The 22302-nt window shown below is 61.2% G+C and carries 21 protein-coding genes; 7 read left to right on the top strand and 14 right to left on the bottom strand.

Annotated features, from left to right (window positions below):
- Positions 1-9: 9 nt before the first annotated feature.
- Genes BS630_RS21535 through BS630_RS21545 form a run of 3 tightly spaced genes read right to left on the bottom strand, consistent with a single transcriptional unit; the run spans position 10 to position 3569 of the window.
- Positions 10-450, bottom strand: a complete 441-nt coding sequence (locus BS630_RS21535) for a hypothetical protein (protein WP_077978976.1) — start codon at positions 448-450, stop codon at positions 10-12.
- Positions 447-1775 (bottom strand): phosphatase PAP2/dual specificity phosphatase family protein, encoded by a 1329-nt coding sequence (locus BS630_RS21540; RefSeq protein ID WP_077978977.1) that lies wholly within the window; start codon positions 1773-1775, stop codon positions 447-449. Before BS630_RS21540 ends, BS630_RS21535 begins: the two co-directional genes overlap by 4 nt.
- A gap of 9 nt (positions 1776-1784) precedes the next feature.
- Positions 1785-3569: a bifunctional alpha/beta hydrolase/class I SAM-dependent methyltransferase gene (locus tag BS630_RS21545; RefSeq protein WP_077978978.1), complete on the bottom strand. Its 1785-nt coding sequence runs from the start codon at positions 3567-3569 to the stop codon at positions 1785-1787.
- A 200-nt stretch (positions 3570-3769) separates the two neighbouring features.
- On the opposite strand from BS630_RS21545, the gene BS630_RS21550 reads away from it, so the two are divergent.
- The 4 genes from BS630_RS21550 to BS630_RS21565 all read left to right on the top strand — a co-directional run bounded on the left by BS630_RS21550 (position 3770) and on the right by BS630_RS21565 (position 8071).
- On the top strand, positions 3770-4381 hold the full coding sequence (locus BS630_RS21550; protein WP_077978979.1) for a CDP-alcohol phosphatidyltransferase family protein: 612 nt from the start codon (positions 3770-3772) through the stop codon (positions 4379-4381).
- A 132-nt stretch (positions 4382-4513) separates the two neighbouring features.
- Entirely contained in the window at positions 4514-5671 is a 1158-nt protein-coding gene (locus tag BS630_RS21555; RefSeq protein ID WP_077978980.1) for a PspA/IM30 family protein, read from the top strand.
- 4 nt (positions 5672-5675) lie between these two features.
- The gene (locus tag BS630_RS21560) at positions 5676-6323 is read left to right on the top strand and encodes an OB-fold-containig protein (protein ID WP_062943620.1); all 648 of its coding nucleotides are present in this window, start codon (positions 5676-5678) and stop codon (positions 6321-6323) included.
- Positions 6320-8071 carry a flotillin family protein gene (locus BS630_RS21565; protein WP_077978981.1) on the top strand — a complete coding sequence of 584 codons (1752 nt, stop codon included), beginning with the start codon at positions 6320-6322 and terminating at the stop codon, positions 8069-8071. Before BS630_RS21560 ends, BS630_RS21565 begins: the two co-directional genes overlap by 4 nt.
- A gap of 135 nt (positions 8072-8206) precedes the next feature.
- Here BS630_RS21565 and BS630_RS21570 read toward each other — a convergent pair whose 3' ends face one another.
- The 8 genes from BS630_RS21570 to BS630_RS21605 all read right to left on the bottom strand — a co-directional run bounded on the left by BS630_RS21570 (position 8207) and on the right by BS630_RS21605 (position 13702).
- Positions 8207-8947 (bottom strand): metallophosphoesterase family protein, encoded by a 741-nt coding sequence (locus BS630_RS21570; RefSeq protein ID WP_077978982.1) that lies wholly within the window; start codon positions 8945-8947, stop codon positions 8207-8209.
- A gap of 2 nt (positions 8948-8949) precedes the next feature.
- Positions 8950-9306 carry a hydroxyisourate hydrolase gene (gene uraH / locus BS630_RS21575; RefSeq protein WP_025395554.1) on the bottom strand — a complete coding sequence of 119 codons (357 nt, stop codon included), beginning with the start codon at positions 9304-9306 and terminating at the stop codon, positions 8950-8952.
- Positions 9303-9824 (bottom strand): ureidoglycolate lyase, encoded by a 522-nt coding sequence (locus tag BS630_RS21580; RefSeq protein WP_183594428.1) that lies wholly within the window; start codon positions 9822-9824, stop codon positions 9303-9305. The genes uraH and BS630_RS21580 overlap by 4 nt, the downstream gene beginning before the upstream one ends.
- Positions 9808-10170, bottom strand: coding sequence for a HepT-like ribonuclease domain-containing protein (locus BS630_RS21585; RefSeq protein ID WP_003541963.1), 363 nt, complete (start codon positions 10168-10170; stop codon positions 9808-9810). Before BS630_RS21585 ends, BS630_RS21580 begins: the two co-directional genes overlap by 17 nt.
- Positions 10167-10667, bottom strand: coding sequence for a 2-oxo-4-hydroxy-4-carboxy-5-ureidoimidazoline decarboxylase (gene uraD, locus BS630_RS21590; protein ID WP_077978983.1), 501 nt, complete (start codon positions 10665-10667; stop codon positions 10167-10169). The genes BS630_RS21585 and uraD overlap by 4 nt, the downstream gene beginning before the upstream one ends.
- Positions 10667-11590: an allantoinase PuuE gene (gene puuE, locus BS630_RS21595; RefSeq protein WP_020051205.1), complete on the bottom strand. Its 924-nt coding sequence runs from the start codon at positions 11588-11590 to the stop codon at positions 10667-10669. The genes uraD and puuE overlap by 1 nt, the downstream gene beginning before the upstream one ends.
- Positions 11591-11701: 111 nt before the next feature.
- Positions 11702-12409, bottom strand: coding sequence for a DUF1045 domain-containing protein (locus BS630_RS21600; RefSeq protein ID WP_077978984.1), 708 nt, complete (start codon positions 12407-12409; stop codon positions 11702-11704).
- 114 nt (positions 12410-12523) lie between these two features.
- Positions 12524-13702: an NAD(P)/FAD-dependent oxidoreductase gene (locus BS630_RS21605; RefSeq protein WP_077978985.1), complete on the bottom strand. Its 1179-nt coding sequence runs from the start codon at positions 13700-13702 to the stop codon at positions 12524-12526.
- Between BS630_RS21605 and mnmC2 the strand changes: the two genes are divergently transcribed.
- Complete coding sequence (gene mnmC2 / locus BS630_RS21610; protein WP_077978986.1) at positions 13701-14444, top strand: tRNA (5-methylaminomethyl-2-thiouridine)(34)-methyltransferase MnmC2; 744 nt, start codon at positions 13701-13703, stop codon at positions 14442-14444. The two genes, BS630_RS21605 and mnmC2, sit on opposite strands and share 2 nt — an antisense overlap.
- Here mnmC2 and BS630_RS21615 read toward each other — a convergent pair.
- On the bottom strand, positions 14438-17815 hold the full coding sequence (locus BS630_RS21615) for a PAS domain-containing hybrid sensor histidine kinase/response regulator (RefSeq protein WP_077978987.1): 3378 nt from the start codon (positions 17813-17815) through the stop codon (positions 14438-14440). The genes mnmC2 and BS630_RS21615 overlap by 7 nt on opposite strands.
- A gap of 319 nt (positions 17816-18134) precedes the next feature.
- Here BS630_RS21615 and BS630_RS21620 point away from each other — a divergent pair, with 319 nt between their 5' ends.
- Positions 18135-18434, top strand: a complete 300-nt coding sequence (locus tag BS630_RS21620) for a hypothetical protein (protein WP_077978988.1) — start codon at positions 18135-18137, stop codon at positions 18432-18434.
- Positions 18435-18560: 126 nt separating this feature from the next.
- Here the strand turns inward: BS630_RS21620 and BS630_RS21625 are convergent, their stop codons facing one another.
- Together BS630_RS21625 and BS630_RS21630 are read right to left on the bottom strand one after the other, a co-directional pair.
- Positions 18561-19946: an MFS transporter gene (locus BS630_RS21625; protein ID WP_077978989.1), complete on the bottom strand. Its 1386-nt coding sequence runs from the start codon at positions 19944-19946 to the stop codon at positions 18561-18563.
- A gap of 197 nt (positions 19947-20143) precedes the next feature.
- Positions 20144-21091 carry a dihydrodipicolinate synthase family protein gene (locus BS630_RS21630; RefSeq protein WP_077978990.1) on the bottom strand — a complete coding sequence of 316 codons (948 nt, stop codon included), beginning with the start codon at positions 21089-21091 and terminating at the stop codon, positions 20144-20146.
- A 161-nt stretch (positions 21092-21252) separates the two neighbouring features.
- On the opposite strand from BS630_RS21630, the gene BS630_RS21635 reads away from it, so the two are divergent.
- A complete protein-coding gene (locus tag BS630_RS21635) occupies positions 21253-22281 on the top strand; it encodes a LacI family DNA-binding transcriptional regulator (RefSeq protein ID WP_077978991.1) in 1029 nt (342 codons plus the stop codon).
- Positions 22282-22302 lie beyond the last annotated feature (21 nt).

Here is a 22302-nt window from a genome sequence, read left to right on the forward strand (position 1 = left end):
GCATGCGATTCAGCATAGCGGCAGGCTGTCGCTTGCATTGAGCAGAAGGATCGCGAAAATCACGAGACAGGTGGCGAGCGCAAAACGCTGCCGCCAGACGATACGGCGCGATCCGGCAATCCGCTTCTCCAGGCCAGTCGGCGTCTTCTCAGGCTTGCGAAGCTGCATCCTGGACAGCAGGTCGTCGACGGCGGCAAGACCGGCGGCCTCGGTCTCGTGGCTCGACGCGAGACGAAACAGCAGCGCATCGAAGAGAAGATGGACCGCCAGCGCAAGGACAATCACGCAGAAAACGAGTATCGAAATCCAGCCGAGCGATGGAACGAAGCCTCGATATCCCGCGATAATTGGGCCGACAATCAGTGGCAGCAGCGCTGTCAGCCCGCAGAAGATCGAATTGCGACCGAGATTTCGCGCTGCCGCCGAGGCCGCGGCATTCCACTGCGTCATTGCAAGCCCTCCGTCACGGCGTGGATACTTTCTGCGCGCAGATGAACACGCCGCCCCGCCCGTTCGATCAGCCGCACTGCTTCGGCTGGATCTTCGCAACGTCGGCTAATGAGCAGCCAACGCACGATGACGCAGGCGCTCCGCTGGAAGCCCAACGCACAGCAGACGAGAACCGGTCCCTGCTGGCGCGCAATCTCGATGAGGTTTGCCGCGGCGAGCGCCTGGATCTTGTCGATGGCTGTAAGATCAAGGGTCGGAAAGCTGCACCAGCGCGCGAGCGTCCCGCTCGGGCGCTGAAGTTCGCCGGTCATATCGATCACCGTGGCAAAACGGTTCGCCTCGTGGCGACGCGGAAAACGACCGAGATGGACGCCGTCGGCGATCGCCACAGAAGCCGGCATTCTCCGGGTCCAGAGCCGAATATTGATGAGAGCGCCGAGCCGGTAGGGTGCCAGCAGCCAGCGGCCGGCAAGCGTGGCCCGGCCATCGACGCGTTTCTGGAATATCTGCGGGCCGGCGCCGAAATATCCGAGCGCGACGATCGCCAGCGCAACAGCGGGCCAGAGCAACAACAGCGCTGCCGCCGATAGAGGAGTGAAGAGAGCTGCAAGGCCGAGAAATGCGACAGCACCACATAGATAATAGATGCCGAGACGGCGCGACTTTGGATCGCCGCTCATCGCAAAATTCGCAAGAGGCGAACCGGCATCGCGCGGAAAAAGCCAGGCGGCAAAAAAGCCGAGCAGCATGCCGGTCGGTATGTCAATGACTTGATGCTGCCACGTAGTCAGCACGGAGGCACCGATGAGGAAGCACCAGACGTGCCAGAGGAGCCGTGCCCTGCGCGGCAACCGGCCGCGCAGATGGTCCCAGATCACCACCAGGAGCGCGATATGCAGCGACGGCGCCTGGTTGAACGGCTTATCGAAGCCGCCGAGCACGGCAAACATGAAACCAGGCAGGCCGCTCGTTGCCGGCCGCACGAAGGTCGCTTCGAGCGGAAACGCGATAAAGCAGGCGACGGCTATTATCTGGATCGTCAGATAACGTCTCGCCAGCCTATCGACATCACGCGGCGTCGTGTTGATGAACAGGCTGAGTGCATAGAACAGATTGATCGACCAATAGGGAATGATCGTCCACCCGAGGAAAGGAATGGCGCTTTCCCATGCGAAGGCGACGTTCGGCACATCAGCGCGTTGCGATGCCAGCCAATTGGCGCCGCCATAGCTCAGATAGAAGAACGGCGCCAGGAAGACGAGCCAGAGCGCCGCCCGCTTCGGGACCGGTGCTCCCTGGGAAAAAGTAGAACGTGCCTTCTCCACGCTTTGCCCTCAGACTCTCTCGGCCAGCGAGACCGTGAAAATGCCCCACTGGTCAATGCGCTGTTCGATCTTGCGGAAACCGGCTGTCGCGACCAACTGGTCCATTTCCTCTTGCGTCCGCCGCCGCATCACCCATGCCTCGCCGCCGCGATGAGAGGTCAGGGCGCGGGCGATCATCTCCAGTTGTGGATGCCATGGCTGGTTGGTGTAGACCAGCAGGCCACCGGGTCGCATCGCGCGGGCGATCCCATCGAGCGAAGCGGCGATCAGCGCATTGTCGGAAAACAGCTCGTAAAGGCCGGAGACGATCGCGAGATCCGGAGCCGGCGTGATTGCAGCCAGCCCTTCGCCGTCAAAGGCATCCTGCTGGCGGAAACTGACGAAATCACCCAGTCCCCGCGCGGCGATGCTGTTGCGGCCGGCATCGACGTTGACGGGGGAATAGTCCTGCAACCGCACACTGTCGGGACGCGCGGCAGCGGTCTCGATCGCATCAAGGACATAGCGGCCGTGCCCGGCCGCTATGTCGAGCATATGAGTACTGCGGCCGGCTGCTTTCAGGCGCAGCAGCCCGCGGTCGATCAGTTCCTGCAAATGCAGCTTGCGCTGCCTGATGCCGCGCCAGCCGATCGCCTCGAGGAACATCTTGTCGATCAACCGCCCGCCGGGACCGAGCCCGCGCGGCCTGTTCTCGTAGACGTAATCGAGCGTCGAGCCGGAATCAAAACCGGTCTTGACCCCGGTCTTTATGCCTTCGGACACCAGCGCGCCGAGCCTGATGTTGAGACGGTTGAGCGCCCAGTAGATACTGCGTGGGGATGTGGCATCCAGAGGGCTCGCAAGCCGGTCGGCCTCATCCTTGGTATAGCCCCGGATATGGGCGGTGCGAAGGTCGGCAGGCGCTCGAGGCTCGGCGAAACGCGCATCGATAAAACGGCGGATCTCGGCGAGCGCAATTGCGCGGTCCTTTTCGCCAAGCGTGTCATGGTAGAAGCCGGCAAACACATGCCGTTCCTTGATTCGGCTGCCGAGGTTTTCGTAGAACCGGTGCTGCGGTGCGTGTCGCACCACCCAGTCGCTCCCCGAGATCAGTATTTGGGTTGGAACCGTAATGGCGCGGGCGTCGCCGACGACGCGGGCCGCCGCCTCATAGAGTTGCAATAGGATGTTGGAGGCAATCGGCCGGGTGATCAATGCGTCGGATTCGTACGAGGCGATCCGCTCGGGGTCATGCGTTAAGAACTTCGCCTTGACATAAGAATTGACGAAGAACGTTCCCTTGAGCTTTTCCCAGAACGCAATGCCCTCTTTGGCAAAAGGCACGTAGAGCTTGACGCTGAAGGCCGGTGAGGCCAGCACCAGCGCGCGGATCGGCGGCGCATAGTCGTGCACCCAGGTGGCGGCCAGCACTGCGCCGACGCTCTGCGCAATGACGGCGATGTCTTCGACGGCAATACCACTTGTCTCGCTGACATGGCGGACGAAGCAATCGAGATCACGCGCAGAGGCTGCAAAGGATGGCGAATAGCCGCGCTCTCCCGGCGAACGCCCGTGGCCGCGTGCGTCCCAGGCGTAGAAGGCAAAATCATCGAGGCCGAGCTCGGTGGCGAGATGGGCGACGCGGCCGCTATGCTCGTGGCCGCGATGGAGAAGAATGACTGCGCCCTTCGGGGAAGCACCGGTCGCGGGCCACATCCGGTAAAACAGTCGAGTGCCATCATGCGATGCGAATTCGGATTCACGCATTGGTCTGGCCGTCGAGGACGGCTGCTCGCTATCGGCAGTTTGCAGCACGGTCTTCTCCAATTCTGATCGGTGGATAGGTCGCATCCATTGGCGGCACAGTGAGTTGCTTTCATTGCAAAAGTCTAGTTGCAAATGTAAGTCCTTTGCATGAACCGATATGAAGTTCGGCCTTTCCCACAGGTACGACGATCTGTACTGCCCGAGCCGGGATAGACTGATCAAACGCCACGATATTCCACTGAGGTCGCATGTCTGTTTATCAATTGAAGTCCCGGTTTCAGAATATTCTTCGCCCTCTGGTGCGCGCACTCGCGGCACGGGGCGTCACCGCCAATCAGGTGACTTCAGTTGCTGCCGCCTTCTCGGTGGCACTTGGCCTTTTTCTGAGCGTCGCCCCGCTTCCGCATTGGTTCCTGCTGGTGCCTATATGGTTTCTCCTGCGCATGGGCCTCAACGCCATTGACGGCATGCTCGCGCGCGAACATGGGCAGAAGAGCATTTTAGGTGCGTATCTGAACGAGATCGGTGATGTCGTGTCGGATGTCGCCCTGTATTTGCCGTTTGCGCTCATCGATCCGAATGGCTTGATGCCGGCGATGGCCGTCATATTCCTCTCGGTATTAACGGAATTTACCGGCGTTCTGGGTCAAACGGTCGGGGCAAGCCGGCGTTACGACGGGCCGCTGGGCAAAAGCGACCGTGCGGTGCTTTTCGGTGCGCTCGGCATCTTTGTCGCGATCGGTGGGACGTTTGCAGCATGGACATCGTGGCTTTGGGCGCTGGTGGCTCTACTTCTCATATGGACGATCATCAACCGCATCAGCGCCGGTATTCGCGAGGCACACGCGGCCGCCCGATAGGAGCGACCGCCGATCCGCTGCCGGGTCTTCCATCGGCAAATGTGATCCGAAAACTGTGTCGATTCTCTCCTTCTAACCGAACGTTAAGCTTAGGTTGTATTTTTAGCGCAGCATCTTGAAAGCACGAAAGCGGTGCTTTATGTTTTGCCTATGGCTACCACAGGCAAGACACCGCATCCATCGCTGCTGCGCTACACGCTGGCGCCTGACGACAGTGCCCGGCAGGCGCTGGACGACACCATTGCCGCCTATCTCAGGATGATCGAAATCCTGACCGGCCTCGTCTCTGACAGGACGGGCGCCAATCTCGTCGTGTTGCATGACCTTGCCTATGAAACTGTCCGCGAGCAGACGGGCCTGCCGGCAAGGCTGGTCACGCTCGGCCTTCGCGATTTCGCTGCCAATCGCGGCGTCACCGCCGATCCGCCGCATCTGCCGCTCGACGATAAGCTCTTCGCCATCAAAGGCCCCTCGGACCTAACGATCGCCACGGTGCACGGACGCGTTGCCGTGCCCTTCGATGTCGCGGGTTATTCACGGGGATGGGAGAGTATTTTTCCGGCCTACCTCGTTGCGGGCCAGGACCGTTACGAGATTCACATCGGCGTTACGCCGAATTCCGCTCGGATGGAGGAAAACATGACGAACGAAGGCATTCTCTCACGCATGGGTCGCCTGATCGCGGGCATCGCGAATGCGGCCATCGACAAGGCGGAAGGCGTAAACAAGATCGCCGTCATTGAACAAGCGGTCCGCGAGATCGATGCGGCGGCTGATGAGGCACGCACCGATCTCGGCAAGGCGCGTGCGGAGGAATACCGCATCCAGAGTCGCAAAGACGAAATCGTCGAAGACATGAACGCGCTCGACCAGAAGATCCGCCTCGCCGTCTCCTCCGGGCGGGATGACCTGGCAAAGGCCGGCGTCGCCCGTCAGATCGATCTCGAATCCCAGATCGCAGCGCTCGATAAGGCACTGGCCGATGCCAGAGAGCAGGTTGACGAAGGGCAGAAAGCCTTGCAGGCCGTGCTCGCCACGCGCCGTGAGGCGGACGCTCGCCTTGCCGATTTCAAGCGCAGTATCGCCCGACATCCCGAACAAGCAGCGACCGGTCACAGCCAGCCCGCACCGGGTGCAGATGCTGCGCGCGCAGCTGCGGCAGTTTCGCGGCTGACCGGAGTTCCCGCTGGCGAGCATAGCCACAGTTCCGAATTGGACGAACTCGACCGACTGCACCGCGAGCAGGCAATCGAAGCCCGGCTCGCACGCTTCAAGGCGAATAATCGATAACACGATGGCACTCCTTTTCTCCCCTGAATGTGCGCCCTTTGCCATCGCCGCAGCGATCCTTGTCGGCCTGACCGCGATCGAGATGCTCGCGATGGTCATGGGTTTTTCGATGACGGAATTTCTGGGAAAGCCTGAGGTTCATGGCCATGACGGCATCCTGGCTTACCTTTCCTGGCTCAATCTCGGCGGTGTTCCGCTGCTGATTCTCATGATGCTGACGCTCGGCTTCTTCGCGATGACGGGCTTTGCGTTGCAGGCCGTCGCCAACGCCGTCTGGGCGCCGCTGCCAAGCTTGATAGCCGTCATACCTGCCGCGCTCGCAACCATCCCCATGGTCAGGGCATCGAGCAGAACCGTGGCGCGGATCGTACCGCACGACGAAACCTACGCGGTCGATCTCGACGCCTTGCTCGGCCGGACAGCCGAGGTGTCGATCGGCCCGCTCGATCAGGGACTGCCGGGCCGCGTCCGCGTCAAGGATCAGCATGGAAACTGGCACGTGCTTCGAGCCCGAGCTGCCAAGGGCGAAGGTCCGCTCGCGATCGGCGCTTCGGTTCTTCTCGTCGATCACAAGGCAAATGTGTTTATCGCCATTCCCGCGCCGGTCGACCCCGCCGATGCGGACAATCAATCTTTGAGGGAGCAGCAATGATATACGACGTTATTCTACCAGCTGGCATTGGGATTGTTCTGATCTTCGGCATCGGTTTTGTCCTCGCCTCTCTTTACACGCGCTCCAGCCGCGATGAGGCCTATGTGCGCACCGGTCTCGGCGGCCAGAAGGTCGTGCTCGACGGCGGTTCGGTCGTCCTGCCAATCTTCCATTCGACTGCCCGGGTGAACCTGAAGACGCTGCGCCTCGAGGTTCGCCGCGGCGAAGGCGATGCACTGATCACCAAGGACCGCATGCGCGTCGATATCGGCGCTGAATTCTATGTGCGCGTGAAACCCGATGCCTCCTCGATTGCGCTTGCAGCTCAGACACTCGGCAACCGCACCAACGATGCCGAGGCTCTCCGCATCCTGATCGAGGCGAAATTCGTCGACGGCCTTCGCTCGGTGGCCGCGACGATGAATCTCGACGCGCTGCAGGAACAGCGCATGGATTTCGTCAAGGCCGTGCAGGAAGCTGTCGGCGCCGATCTCCAGTCGAACGGCCTCGAACTCGAATCCGTGTCGCTGACACGCCTCGACCAGACCGATATCAAGCATTTCAACGCCAACAACTTCTTCGACGCGCAGGGCCTCGCGGCATTGACCCGCATCACCGAGGGACGCAAGAAAGAGCGAAACGAGATCGTCCGCGACACCGAGGTCGCCATTGCCCAGAAGGATCTCGAGGCCCGTCAGCAATCGCTGACCATCGAGCGAACCAAGCGGGAAGCCGAACTCAGCCAGGAACGGGACATCGCCAACAAATCTGCGGCGACACGCGCCGAAACCGCGCAGCAGGAGCAGGCCGCAAAACGCGCCGAGGAGGAAGCCCGCATCGCTTCCGAACAGGCGATCGCCGAACGTGAGGCATCTGCCAAACAGGCTCGCGAAAGCGCCAACATCGACGCCGCCCGCGCCGTCCAGCAACGCGAAACCGAAGCCAAGCGTGACCTCCAGATCGTGGCACAGGAAAGCGCCATCGCCGTTGCCAACAAGAGCCGTGAAGAATCCGAGGCGAAGGCGGCTGCGGAAACGGCCCGCGCGCTGGCGATAGCGGCAGAAGAAAAGGTCGGCACCGCCAAGGCGATCGAGATTGCCGAACGCGAAAAGCAGATTGCCGTCATCGACGCACGCAAGAAAGCCGAGACGGAAGCGACCGCCGTTACCGTCGGCGCCGAAGCCGAAAAACAGGCGGCAAGCGACCAGGCCGAGGCCATCAAGACGCTCGCCACCGCCGAGGCGGATGCGGCGATCATCAAGGCCAAGGGCATTCTCGAAACCGGCAAGGCCGCGGCCGAGAGCGAGGCATTGCTCAACGACGCCCGCAACAAGCTGAGCTCAGCCATCATCGAGTTCGAGATCACCCGCGAACGGATCCGCATCATTCCGCAGGCGCTCGCCGAAGCGGTCAAGCCGATCGAGAAGATCTCGGATATCAGGATATTCGACACCGGCGGCATGCTTGGCCGTGGAAACGGAGCGGGCGGCGGAAACGGCATCGGGCTCGGTGAAGGACTGGCTAGCCAGCTCCTCTCCTACCAGGCCAACAAACCGATCCTCGACAAATTGTTGAAGGAAGCCGGCTTCGAAGGCGACGATGCCATCTCATCCCTCCTTGGAAATCTCGATGGTGCAAAACCGGCAAGACCGGCGACGCACGCCGCGGCAAAGCCGGCAATACCGGCCGCAGTGCCGACACAAACGATCATCCCTCCGGCGCCGAAGCCGGCCCCAAAGAAGGACTGATCGCCGCGCAAGCGGGTCTGGACTAGCGCAGGATGATTTTACTCCGGTTCGGCCTAAAATCTGAATCCTGTTCTAAATTAAATAGTTAGAGCATGATGTCGCCCGAAAACCGCACACACTTTTCGGCATCATGCTCTATCTCACCCAGCCCGTTGCCAGCGCGTGGGCCCAGTCGGCACGGCCCCTTTTAGCGGCCAGTGCCGACATCGCCATATGGTCATAGGCGACGGTCCGGAACTGCCATGTCCATCCGCCCGCCGCCTTTTCCAGAATGGCATAACTCGCCAGCGGATGGCCGGCTTCCACCTTGTGATAATAAGGCAGTTCGTCGTCATAGGCCGGGCATCCGACGCTGCCGGGATTGACGATCAGGCGGCCATCGGAGAGGCGCACAGCACGGGGAATGTGGCTGTGGCCGCAGAGGATCAGCGGCAGGTCGATGCCTTCGGCCAATGCCTCGATCGCCTCGAACGGCTGCAGGAGGACGAAGCCCTCCGGCGAGACCGATTCCAGCCAGTAGAGATTGTCGTCCTTCGGCGTCGCGTGGCAGAGATAGACCTCGCCGCGATAGACGATATCGAATGGCAGGCCGCGCAGCCAGTCGAGATGGGATGGCGTCAATTGCCGATAGGCGGCGGCATCCGAAGCATGCATGGAGGCGGGATCCTGCTCGATCAGATAGCGGTCGTGATTGCCGCGGACCGACGTCAGGCTAAGCGGCTTCAGCAAGTCTGCCGTCTTGCCGGCATCGAGCGGGCCGCTGAAGAAATCGCCGAGATTGACGATCTCCTCGATCTCCTGCGCACGAATATCAGCAAGCACGGCCTCGAGCGCTAGATGGTTGCCGTGGATATCGGCAATTGCCGCAAAACGCATCTCTAGCTGCCTCGGTAGGTGGAATAGCCATAGGGCGATATCAGCAGCGGCACATGGTAATGCGCTGTGACGTCGGCAACGCCGAAGCGAATCGGCACGAGATCGAGGAAGGCGGGATGCGGCAGCGGCGTGCCGCTGGCCCTCAGATAATCGCCGGCGTGGAAGACCAGTTCATAGGTGCCGGCCCGAAAATTTTCGCCGATGAGGATGGGGCCGCCATCAACCCGGCCGTCGGCATTGGTCTCCACCGTCTTCAGATGCCTGCGGATCTCGCCGTCAAGCTGGAAAAGATCGATCCTCAAGCCCTCGGCAGGCTTGCCGAGAGCGGTGTCGAGAACATGTGTGGTCAGTCCGGTCATGGGGCTGGCTCTTTGATGATATAAGGGGTTTCGAAGAAGTATTCTTCCAGATTATTGCCCGGCCCGTCACGGTCGACGACCAGGAAATCTGCGGCTTGGCCGAGCGCCATCAGCGGATGGTGCCAGACGTTGCGGCGATAGTTCACGCCCTGGTCGCCGCGCGCCAGAAACACCTGCGGCCTGCCCGGGCGACCGTGCTCATCCTCGGAGACGACGACGAGAAAAGGACGGCCCGAGACCGGCGAGAAACTCTGGCTGCCGAAAGGATGGCGCTCCATCATGGTGACTTCATAGGGGAAGTTGCGCGGCTGGCCACGAAAGAGGTTGATGATGACGCGCGCACCCTCGCCCGTCGCCTCGGCGGCGGCGAGCGCATGGAAACGCTCCGTCGTACCGCCATTGATAAGCCGCATCGAGGCGGGATCGGCTTCGATCACCTCGCCGAAGGGAGCAAAGGCGGATCTCGTAAGCGGACGGATGTCGAGATGTGGGGGCAATCGTTCACTCACCTTCGGCATGCCAGTGACGGATGGCATCGATCGCGGAAAGAAGCTCCGGCAGCGTGCGATACGTCGCCTCCCAGATGTCGGAAGGATCGAGATCGAAGACGCCGTCGAGGATACGGTTGCCCGTGCCGCAGATTTTCGTCCACGGCAGATCGGGATGCTCGGTCGCAAATTCCGGATGAGTCACCAGCAAGCGGGATGCCGCGGCACCGATGGTGAAGTGGCAAAAGGTGACCGCCTTGAAAGTGAGCTTGTCCCCGGCGAACGCCGCCCCATCCATTCCGCCGACGAAAGACAGCGCTTCGGATGCCGCCTCATACATCTCATTGAGATAGTCGATCGCGCGCCGCTCGTTCATTCAGCCTCCGGCAGCATCGTCGTCAGGCGCAGCAGCGCGATCCGCTCGACTTGCGCCGTCGCGGTCGCAAATTCTTCGTCCCTGCTGTTGCCGATCCGTGTTTCGAAGGCCGACAGGATATCGTCCTTGCCGAGCCCTTTGACGGCGATGATGAAGGGAAAGCCGAATTTTTCGACATAGGCCGAATTGAGTTCGGTGAAGCGGGCATGTTCGGCCGGGCTCAGACGGTCCAGACCGGCGCCGGACTGCTCCTTCCGGCTGTCTTCGGTGAGTTCACCTGCTATCGCGAGGCGCCCGGCAAGGTCGGGATGGGCGCTGAGCACGCCGAAGCGCTCCTCCGGGCTTGCCGCCCGGAAGACAGCGGTTAGCGACGCATGCACGCCGGCCGCCGTCAGCGGCTCTCTCAAGTGGCCGCCGTCATAGGCGCGCTCGGCGATGAAAGGCGAATGTTCAAAGACGCCGCCGAAGCGGGAGACGAAATCCTCGCGCGACATCATCAGAGCGCTTCCGGCTGATGATGCTTGTGCCAGTGCTCGGCGATCTCGATGCGGCGAGGAATCCAGACCTTGTCGTGCTTCAGCACATATTCGATAAAGCGCTTCAGCGCCGCCGCCCGGCCGGGACGTCCGACGAGGCGGCAATGCAATCCGACCGACATCATCTTCGGGCTGCCCGCCTTGCCTTCCTCATAAAGCGTGTCGAAGGCGTCCTTCAGATAGGTGAAGAACTGATCGCCGGCATTGAATCCCTGCGGCGTCGCAAAACGCATGTCGTTGGTTTCGAGCGTATAGGGGATGATCAGGAAGGGTTTCCCGTCGACGCCCTTCACCCAATAGGGCAGGTCGTCGGCATAGGAATCGGAGGAATAGAGGAAACCGCCCTCCTCCTGCACCAGTCGAAGCGTATTGTCGGAAGGCTTGCCCTGGTACATGCCATAGGGCCGCTCGCCAGTGAGTTCGGTGTGCAGTCGCACGGCTTCGAGGATATGCTTGCGCTCCAGATCCTCGGGAAAATCCTTGTATTCCAACCAGCGGTAACCGTGGCTGGCGATCTCCCAACCGGCCTCCTTCATCGCGGCGACGGCCTCGGGATTGCGGGCCATCGCCAGTGTCACACCGTAGACGGTCGCCTGCACCTTGAGATCGGTGAACATTCGCCAGAGCCGCCAAAAGCCGGCACGCGAACCATATTCGTAGATCGATTCCATGTTGAGGTTGCGCTGCCCTGGCCAGGCGGCCGCACCGACGATCTCCGACAACAGGTTTTCCGAAGCCGGATCGCCGTCGAGGATCGAGCTTTCGCCGCCCTCCTCGTAGTTGATGACGAACTGCACGGCGACGCGTGCCTCGTCCGGCCATTTCGGATCGGGCGTCAGACGCCCATAACCGACGAGATTGCGCGGATAAGTCTCGGATACCATCAAATCACCTTCTGAAAAGACGGGGAACGGTAGCATCCGCAGCCGGAATGTCGAGACGGAAACTGCGCAACGGAATTTTACCGTTACGGAACAAATCCTTAGAGCGGATACTCAGGCGATCTTGCGCGCACTGACCTTGCCCATCGGATGCAGCGAATGAACGCGGAAAGGACCGCCAGTGCCCTCCTCGATCATCAGCGCCACGTTCGAAACCGTGACAGGTTCGCAGAGGACAGGTTCGAAGATCGTCCGCAATACCGGCTCGATGCGCGGCATGTCGATCGCGTTGACCGGGCCCGTCACAGGCATATGGAAGCGGAACTCCTCCATCACATAGGGATTGCCCCAGCGATGCAGATTGGAAAATTGCGTCGCCGACAGCCCGTCCGGATCGCTACGTTCGATCTCGGCCTCGCTGAGCGGTGCGCGAAAACGATCGAATTCCTGCACGATCGCCGAGGCGAGATACTGGATCTGCTCACAGGGCGTGCTCGGCAGCAGGCTGTAGAAATTGCCGAGCCGGGCGACTTCGATACGAGGAATCTGGAAGGGAACGAAGGTCCCGGAAAAACGCATGAGATCGCGCAGGAGTTGCGATTCGAGCATGTCGCGGGACAAGTGGAACGGCGCCTTCAAAACACCGTGAAAGCCGTAGCGCCGCGGCACGGCGGTATGGAAGGCGATCTCGTGAATACCGAGGCCACGAACTGCCGGAGGCTCCATCATATCGCCCGAAAACACGTTTCGGCCAAGCCAATTGGCGGCCACGAGCGACAATGGGTCGCTCGCCGGAGGTGTGAAGCAAATGGCATAGCGCATGCAATTTCCTCCATTAAGGAAGTGAGCGCCGTTCAGATCCGGCGCTGTCGATGCGCAAGCAGATAGGTGATTTGCATGACAGAATAACGAAAGGCAGCGGCGTCTAATTCACGTTTAACGTGAAGCCACCGCGATGTGGCTTGAAATTGCGAAGCTTTCCGGCAGCAAAAATCCGCAGTCTGTATCGCCTGCGATACATATCGCCGCCTCCGCCAGCCGGTGGGCGAGGCCGAAACTGACCTTAAAGCCGCCGGTCAGCGCGATCAGGCGCCGGTGGTCGGGATGGCGACCGATCATCGGATCCCGATCGATCGCCTTCGGGCGAAGTCCGGCCCAGCGCTCGACAATAGAGGCGTCGCGAAGCGTCGGTACGATGCCCCGCGCCGCCTCGATCAGCACGTCGAGCTGGACGTCGGTGGATGTAGGATCATCAAAACGGTTCTCACTGGTGCTGCCGATCGCCGCGTGCGCGCCCTCATGCGCGACGACATAGAGCCCGTCGAGGAAGATCGTCGGCAGCGCCGGGTCGATATCGGCTTTCAACAATGCCGCCTGCCCCTTCACTGGCTGGCCGAGCGGTTGTTTCAGCCCCGGCGTCAGGCCCTGCAACAACGGAAAGGACTGATGGCCAGCGGCCAGGATGCAGTGACTGAAAACGATGGTTTCGCCGTTGACTTCGGCCGTACCGCGATCGGGATCGAGGCCGGCAACCGTCGCATGCTCCAGGATGCGAACATGCTTTGCCCGCCGCAGGAAGGCGATGAGCGCTGCGACCAGCAAGCGAGGCGCAACGCGGGCGGCGAGCGTGTCATGCACGAAGCCGCTCTCGCCGGCAGACGCCTCGATCCAGCCGTTGACCGGCGGCCCGTCGAGCACATGCCAGTGAAAGCGGCGGCCGCCCGCCCGCCAATGGCGTTCGGCGTCCTCGGAGTGGCCACGCGCTATTGTATTGAGATGCGGTTTCGGCAGCGGGATAAGCCGTCCGGAACGGCGGTAACCGGCAGAAAGTTCGGTGTCGGCTTCGAGCGCGGCGATCTCGGTTTCGAGCGAGACCAGCGCATCGAACTGGAACTGCTTCTTCTCCGACCACCGGTCCGGCATATGCGGCATCAGCGCGCCGAGCAGGCCGCCGCTTGCACCTTCGCCCAATCGGCCGGCGTCACTGATAACAGTCCGGATGCCCCGGCGCTCGGCATGGACGGCCGCCCAGAGCCCCATGATGCCGCCGCCGACGATCAGCAATTCTGAGGACGATTGACGTGAGACCGGCGCAGGATTATCGGCTTTTTCCATGACAGACGTGAACCCCGATCAGATTGGCGCAGGCGCCCCGCAGCCGCTCGAATGGCGCGACGGCGATATGCCCTATTCCACCGCCTTTGGCGATCATTTTTATTGCCAGACCGACGGGCGGCTGGAATGCGGCCATGTTTTTCTCGCCGGCAACGGCCTGCCGGAGCGCTGGAACGAGCGGCAGACATTCCTGATCGGAGAACTCGGCTTCGGCACCGGGCTGAACTTCGCCGAGACCTGGCGGCAGTGGAAACTCCACCGTGCAGATGGCCAGCACCTGCATTTCATCTCCTTCGAACTCCACCCGATGCGCGGCGAAGAAATCGGCCGGGCGCTGTCGCACTGGCCGGAGATCGATGCAGAACGCGAGGCCCTGACGTCGGCGTGGCCGCAAGCGCCCGATGGCATCGTTGAGCTCGATCTCGATGCCCAGACGACGCTCAGCGTGGTCTGCGGCCATGCCTTGGAGGGCGTGGCCGCAGCCCCGCCCGGCTTCGACGCCTGGTATCTCGACGGCTTCGCCCCGTCGCGCAACAGCGATATGTGGTCGGAGCAACTGATGCGGCTCGTCTGCGAGAAAAGCGCAGCCGGTGGCACCTTCGCCACCTATGCGGCGGCTGGCTTCGTGCGCCGCAACCTCATCGCCGCAGGCTTTGCCGTCGAGCGCCGCAAGGGCTTTGCCGGCAAGCGCGAAATGCTCTGCGGCGCCAAGGCGTCACCCGATCAGCGTACAGATCAGTAGCTGGTGCGCTCCGGCTGCTGCTCGCTCGTTCCGAGCCACTGGCGGATTTTTTCCTCGAGCAGCTCGGGGCTGATCGGCTTCGACATGTAGTCGTCCATGCCGGCATCGAGGCAGAGTTCGCGGTCGCTTTCGAGCGCGTGAGCGGTAACGCCGATGATCGGCACCCGGTGGCCCGGCCCCTTTTCCCTTTCGCGGATCGCCCGGGTCGCCTGATGGCCGTTCATGACCGGCATCGAGACGTCCATCATGATGATGCGCGGGGTATGCCTCTCCCAGGCGGCGACCGCCTCCTCGCCATTCTCGACGACGAGAAAGGAAAGACCCGTGCCTTGCAGGATCTGTGTGAAGACGATCTGGTTGACCTCGTTGTCCTCGGCGACGAGCACGTCGACGAATTCAGCAGCCCGTTTCTGCGGCAGAGGCGCCGGCGCGAGCACGACCGCTTCCGTCTGCAGGCGGGCAAACTCAGCCTCGGATGCCTGCTTGACGCGGCTGGCGCGCACCACCTCGACCACGGTGTTGCGTAGCACGTTGGCGCGCGCCGGCTTCATCAGATGCGCGTGCCCGTTCAACGCCGCAAATTCTTTTTCCGTGCCCGAAATATCCATCGACGTCAGGAAGATGATCGGCAGTTCGACGAAGCGGGGATCGGCGCGCAGCCGGCGTGCGACATCGGCGCCGTTCATATCGGGCATGTGATAATCGAGCACGACGGCATCGACGGTAACGCCGAGACCGGCCGCCGCCTCCAGGATCGCAAGCCCGGTCCCGCCGCCCTCGGCGGCCACGCCGTCGAAGCCCCAGAGAGACAGCTGCTCGGTCAGGATTCGCCGATTCACTTCATTGTCGTCGACGACGAGGATGCGCGCACCCTGCACGTTGATCGGCAATGGCTTCGGCTCAAGGCGGGCGGCCGCCACCGCAAACGGCAGGTTGATGGTGAAGACGGAACCCTTGCCCCCTTCGCTTTCGACGTTGAGATAACCGCCGAAAAGGTCGACGAGCCCGGCGGTGATCGCAAGACCGAGGCCGGTTCCTTCATGCCGCCGGGTCGACGAGGCGTCCACCTGCGAGAATTTATCAAACACCGATTCGAGCTTCTCCGGCGGGATACCGATGCCGGTATCCTCGATGCGGATGCACGCCATGATCTCGCCGCCGGCAGCAGCCTCGAAGCCGACATCGACGAAGACATGTCCGCGCTCGGTGAACTTGACGGCGTTGCCGACGAGATTGGTGACGATCTGGCGGAAACGCCCGGCGTCGCCGATCACGGCGGCGGGCAGGTCGGGTGCGGCCCGCACCAGGAGTTCGATGTTCTTCTCGGCCGCATGCGAGGACAAGAGTGTCGCCACGTCCTCCACCGCTTCGGTGATATCGAAGGCGGCTTTACGCAGTTTCATCTGCCCGGCGTCGATCTTCGAGAAGTCGAGGATATCGTTGATGATCGTCAGCAGCGCATTGCCCGACTTGACGATGATATCGACGAAGGTCTTCTGGCGCGTATCGAGATTGGTCTTGGCGAGCAGCTCCGCCATGCCGAGCACGCCGTTCATCGGCGTGCGGATCTCATGGCTCATATTGGCAAGGAATTCGGATTTGGCGCGATCGGCGGCTTCGGCGCGCGACAGCAGCAGGCGCAGCTCCTCCTCGCGGCTCTTTAGGTCGGTGACGTCGGTAAAAAGCGCCACCCAGTACTGCCCCTTGCTGACCGTCGCATCCATGTTCACCCAGCGCTCGCCGCCGACATGGAAGGCCGTGGAGATCGGCAACCTCGCCGCGATATTGTCGCGCCAACCCTGTAGAATCTCGGCCGCGTCCTCGTGGAAATCGCCGCGCGCCGCGCAGAATTCGAACATGCCGAGCCAACCCTGCCCGGTCTCGATATAGGTGGCGGGAATCTCCAGGATATGAGCCAGCGCCTCATTAGACATCTTGATAATGCCATCCTGGACGATGGCGAGGCCCTGCGGCATGGCGTGTGTCGCGTCGCGCATCATCTCGCCGAGATGTTCCAGCGCGGCACGGGCCTCGTGGACTTCATTTTCCCGCTCACGCACGGCCGTAATGTCGGCATAGGTGAGCAGTATCCGGTCGTTCGAGATACGGCGGCTATCGAAGATGACGGATTTGCCGCCCGCCCAGCCGAGCTCGATCGGCTCGGGCTCCTCGGTCTCGAACAGGTGCTTGCGGAAATCGTAGATTTCCTCGGGCGTCTGCGTGCCATCGTAACGACCGAGCTCATAATTGCGGCGGATGACGTCGATGAAGGGGCGGCCGTCAAAGCGGTCGTCGAGCGGCAGCTCCCAGATGCTGTAGAATTCGTCGTTGACGTAGAGGATCTGGTGGTCGTTATCCAGGATCAGCACGCCGACCGGCAGCGAGCGCAGGATATTCTCGATATCCCGGTGCAGCACTTCTTCCTGCTTCCGCGCTTCGATCAGTGCCTTCTCCCGCTCCTTGAGCGGTGAAATGTCAGAAAAGGAGCCGACGACATAGGCTCGCCCGTCCGCCGTCACGACACGCTTGACTCGCGAGATCACGGGATGGATGCGGCCATCCTTGCTCGGCATTACGCCTTCCAGCTCCTGCGACAGGTCTTGTTCCAGCGACAGCCGGTTTTCCCGGTAGATCGCCTCGCCGCCCTCCGGGCCGAACATTTCATATTCGGTCATTCCCAGCACCCGCGAGCGCTCATGGCCGCTGAAAGTCTCATAATACTGGTTGGCATAGACGAGGCGATGTTTCTCGTCGCGCACGAAAACCGCGACCGGCAGATCCTCCATGATGGTGCGCAGCAGGTCGCGTTCGTCGACGCTCGCGTGCCAGCTCGAATCGCTAGGGGCTACCGTTTTCTCGCCGTTGCGATAGGCGGCGTTGACGACCAGAGGCCGGCCGTCTTCGGCGAAGATGCCGATCGGTTGGTCGAGCTTTTCCAGCGCCTCGCGCACGCGGGCGAAATCGCCGGCAAGGCCATGATCACCGGCGCCCTTCCCGTCTCCAAGGGCGCGGCGTGGCGTCTCGCGCACTTCGAAGATGCCGAGCACATAGGCTCGCTCCGGCGATGGCGAAAAGCTTTCGATCTGGATGCGTTCATGACTGAGGCCCGCCGCATCGAAGCAGATGGCATTTTCCTCTGTGCCGAACACCAGCGCGCGGCGTTCCTTGTCCTCGCGTTCCTCTTCCTCGGCACGGTCGAGGAGTTCGCGGCTGCGCCTGCCGATGAAATCGGAGATCTCGCGGCCTAGAAAGCGGGCATAGGCCTCGTTGACGGCGATATAACGCAGCTCGCTGTTCTTGACATAGGCCGGGGTATCCAGATCAGCGATCCGGCGGCAAGCCAACTCCAGAAGTTCCCCGGCTGATTTCAAAAAATATCGCTCCCGCAACAAATGAAATATCGACTACAAAAACTATAACGCCAAGGCTTTTAACAAGGTTTTAACCATAAATTTCGACAGCCGAATTTTACGAGCCGGCTTACCAAGCTGAAGACATTGCGGGATTACCAGCCCGGCTTGCACGAGACTGAAAGGTCGTCCGCGATAAATCATTTCGACATCGGGGATCCGTTGAAATCATGACGAAAATTTAATGCCGAAACTGCTTGCGCGGCCATTGCGCCGCCGCGATCCGGGCCGAGTCTGCGGCATGGCTTTATGGAAGCCATGCCCATGAAAGGAAAATACCATGTCCGCTCTTCATAAGACCATGGCGACGGGCCTGATTGCGCTGACCTTTGCCGGCGCCTCGCTCGCCACCGCCACCACCGCCGATGCCCGTCCACGCGATGCCTTCTGGGGCGGCCTTGCTGCCGGCGTCGTCGGCGGCGCCCTGCTGTCGGAGGCCGCCCGTCCCGCCTACCCGGCCTATCCCGCTTACCGCCCCTACCCCGTTTACCGGACCTATTACCGGCCGGACTATTGCCACTTCGAATGGTTGCACGACGATTGGGGCAATCCCTATCGCGTCAAAGTCTGCCAGCGATAACAGAAACCGCATCCGGCGCCGCTTGACCTCCCGGCGGCGCCGACCCAGTGCCCTCAGCGACGACCAAATGAAACTGGCGGATTTTCATCCGCCAGATCAAAGCCGATCAGACCGTATTTTCAACCGTTACGGAGAAAGTTCCTCCAGTACGCGGTCCTTGGTTTCTATCGCAAACAACATCGTGATGATTGCACCAACGATCAGAATGGCTGCGAAGCTCGCAAAGACATACTGGATGCCCATGGAAGACATCACCGTACCGACGAGGATCGGGCCGGCCGATGATCCCAGGCGAAGCCAGGCGCTGCCGGTTCCGGTTCCCAATGCCCTGAGGCGTGTCGGGTAGATCTCGGCAGAGTACAGGTAGAGGGAGAATGTGACGGTCTGGACGATCGCATAAGCGAGGCCGGCTAGAACCAAAACCTGGATGGGAGAGGTCGCGCCGAGCCATGCGAGAACCAGCAGCGGCAGGGGAGCGAGAAGCAGCGCCCCCGTGTACCAGCGCTTGCGTCCCACTTTGTCGATGAGCAGCGCGCAGATCACAGCGGCGATCACGCCGCCGACCGACGTCAGGAAACCATAGAAGATGCTGGTTTGAAGCGGCAGGTTAAAGACCTGTCGATACAGGGTCGGCAGCCAGGTGATCGTACCGTTGGCAACCGTATAGGCGGTAAACCACATGGCCCAGATGGAAAGCGTCCGCTTCAAGTAGACGCCCTGGAAGAGTTCGCGCCAGTCCGACTTGCGGTGGACCGGCGCCTGGATGAGCTTCGGTTCGGGCAATTCCTTGCCGGCCGCACGAGCACTTTCTTCCATGCGGGTGACGATAGCGTTTGCTTCGCCATAGCGGCCGTTGGCAGCCAACCAACGCGGTGATTCCTTCAGGAACCAGCGCAGAGGAACCATGATGATTGCGGGAACGAGACCGACGACGAACATCGCCTTCCAGCCGTAAACCGGTACCATGAAGTAGCCGATCAGCCCGGCGCCGACGAGGCCAAGCAGGAACATGACCTCATAGAGGAGGAAGAACTTGCCGCGCCCCTTCGACCCGATCAACTCATTGATATAGGCGCTGGCGACCGGAACCTCGCCGCCGGTGCCGATCCCCTGGACGAAACGGAAGGCCATCATCATGCCGGCCCCGGCAGCAAACAGGCATGCGACATCCATGCTGACGAAGAGCAGGATGGTGAATAGGAGAACTTTCAGCCGGCCGATCTTCTCGGCGAGCCAGCCAAACAGGATCGCACCGATCAACTGTCCCAGATAGCCCATCGACAGGATCATGCCGGTCTGTGAGGGCGTCAGGCCCCACTCGCGAACAAGGACGGGCATGGCATAAGCGATGGCGATGACCGTGTAGCCGTCGAAGAACGTTGCGGCGCCGACGATATTGCGAGCCCAGAATACCTCGCGGGTGATGGGAAGGCGCTCCAGACGAGCGCTGATTTCGGCCTGATGATCAGCGACATTCGCCGTCTCAGCCGGCATAGGCTGCATGACATTCATTGGTTCCTCCTACTCGCCCCGTGGCCTACCACTCTCCCGGCCAGGGGCGCTCCTGCTTGATGGTTGCTACTGCGCGTCAGTTCGTCCTGTCAGAGCAATGGCCTTCAAAGACGTTCAAGTCTGCCTCGGCGGGTTTCCATGGTTTCCTCCTCCCTTCGGAATGCGCCCCTGCAACATGCGCAGGGGCGTCAAAGAGGTCACTCGGCAGCCAAGAGCTGGTCAACGCGGCCAATACCGGCGGCGTCGAAGGCAGCAAAGATCTCTGCTTCGGCCTTTTCGCCAAGGTTCTTCAGCGGCTCGCGGATCGTGGCGTGATCAAGGATACCACGGTGGACAAGGCCGAGTTTCAGGGCCACGGTGCCTTCCATGTGAGAGCCGCGGTGATAGACGCCACGCGTCACCGGAAGAAGGCGTTCGAAGATCTTGCGCGCTTCCGGATAGTCCTGTGCCTTTCCGGCTTTGATCAGGTCGATCAGCAGCTCCGGCGCGATATTGCCATAACCGACGAGCAGACCGTCGACATCGAACATGGTTGGCAGCAGCCATTCATCGTGGCAGCTCAGAACCTGCAGCTTTGGATTGGCCTTCTTCAGCTCCGGAATTTCGACATACCAGCGCTTCATATTGCGCACGCCGTTCTTGGTAGCGACGACGCCTTCCTGGGTAGCAATCGCAAGCTGTGTATCCAGATCGTATGATGCCTTGGTGGCGTCGGGATACTGGAAAAGGATGCACTGCAGGCCAGATTCTTGCCAGATTGCCTTGTAGCGATCCTGAGGCGCTCCCTTCTGAAAGCCGAAACGCAGCCAGCCGTGGTTCGGATAGACGAGCGCGCCGGTGGCACCAGCGGCCTTGCATTTCCTGGCCTCTTCAGCGGCGACCCTCGTGCCTTCACCGGTAATCCCGGCAATGATCGGAACGGCACCGTCGACCGCTTCAACATAAGTGTGGATGAGAGCAAGGCGCTCATCTTCCGTGAGGAAGGTGCCTTCGCCGGCATGGCCGAGGATGACGAGGCTTTTGACGCCTTCCATCGAGACCAGCCATTTGGCGATTTTGGCGTTGGCTTTGTGATCAATTTCACCGTCGCGGGTGAAAGCGGTAACGGGGGCCGGGCTCAGCCCGCGCATATCCATCGGTTGCATATTGGTCTCCTCCTTCGTGCAATCGCGGTTCGCTCGCAACTGGCATAGGATCGTTTACGGGAACGTTCCCACTATCGTTCTCGAATTCTCTGGAGTCAATATCTTTTTTGAGGCATGCTGGAGAGCGGCGGCTCAATGCTGACTCGAATGGAAAAGACTCAATGAATTCAAAGACGGATGAAGTTCCGGGACAGACCCGCGTCACTATTCACGGCGTCGCTGCCGCAGCCGGTGTCTCCAAGTCCACCGTGTCCCGCATTCTCGACGAAAGGCTTCCGCGATCCGACAGCGAGACCGCGCGTCGCGTGCGCAAGGTTGCCGAAGAGCTGGGATACGTTCGGGACGTTTCCGCAGCGAGCCTTAGGCGCGGCAACACAATGGCAATCGGGGTGATCGTGCCCAGGCTGACGGATACGGTCATGGCCATGCTTTACGAAGCACTGGCCAAGGCCTGCAGCCGTAGTGGCCGCTTTGCGATTGTCGCAACGACCGACGACAAGCCAAAGGCAGACCGGCTTGCGGCCGAGTCTCTGCTGAAGCGCGGTGTCGATGGACTGATTCTTTCGACGGCGCGGGAAGACGATGACTTTCCGGACGAGCTGGCAAAACGCGGTATCCCTTATGTCCTGGCACTCCGGACGGATGGCCACAGCCTCTCGTCGGTCGGCGATGACAGGCTCGGTGGTTACCTCGCGGCCCGCCACCTCCTCGATCTCGGCCATCGCAAAATTGGTGTCATTGCCGGTCCATCCTATGCCTCCAGTTCGCGAGGCCGCGTGGAGGGTTTCCGCCACGCCCTGGAAGAGGCTGGATTGAATGCAGATCCCTCATACATCATTCCCTCGACATTCGGCATCGAGTCCGGTGCGGTAGCCGTCGAAACCCTAATGCATCTTAGTCCGCGCCCAACCGCTATTTTCGCGGTCAACGACAATACCGCCATCGGCGCCTTGTCGGGACTGACGAAACTTGGCCTTTCCGTGCCGCAGGACATCTCGATCGTAGGCTATAACGACATTCCGATTGTCAGCCACCTCCCCACGCCGCTGACGACGTTGCGGGTGCCGTTTGAGCAAATAGCATCAAACGCCCTTGATCTTCTTGCCGGTGACAACAGTCCTGCCGACGAGCGTATTCGGATCTCGGCCCCAACCCTCATCCCAAGGAAATCGACGGCACCGATACGCTAAAGCTCGCGCCACACGCACCTC

The sequence above is a fragment of the Rhizobium laguerreae genome (assembly GCF_002008165.1).
Classification (GTDB): Bacteria; Pseudomonadota; Alphaproteobacteria; order Rhizobiales; family Rhizobiaceae; genus Rhizobium; species Rhizobium laguerreae.